Below are 259 nucleotides of genomic sequence, written 5' to 3'. Positions count from 1 at the left end.
GATATTGTTTTCGCGTTGCCCGGCCTCGTCCTCGCGACCACATTTGTAACCTTTTCATTCGTTGCGCGGGAACTTATTCCATTAATGGAAGTGCAAGGCAGCGATGAAGAGGAGGCGGCGCTCGTGCTAGGTGCGACGGCATGGCAGATGTTCTGGCGTGTTACGCTGCCTCGGGTGGGCTGGGGCCTGCTCTACGGCGTGGTTATCACGAACGCGCGCGCAATGGGCGAGTTCGGGGCCGTGTCAGTGGTTTCGGGCC

The 259-nt window shown here is 59.8% G+C and carries 1 protein-coding gene; it reads left to right on the top strand.

Features of this window, described 5'->3' with window-relative positions:
* On the top strand, window positions 1–259 hold a 259-nt coding region (locus SB822_RS58530; protein WP_410859300.1), incomplete at both ends, for an ABC transporter permease subunit.

Source organism: Paraburkholderia sp. SIMBA_054 (assembly GCF_046534875.1).
GTDB classification, from domain to species: domain Bacteria; phylum Pseudomonadota; class Gammaproteobacteria; order Burkholderiales; family Burkholderiaceae; genus Paraburkholderia; species Paraburkholderia hospita.
The sequence above is the reverse complement of the archived record's forward strand: the minus strand, read 5'-3'. Positions and strand labels throughout refer to the sequence as shown.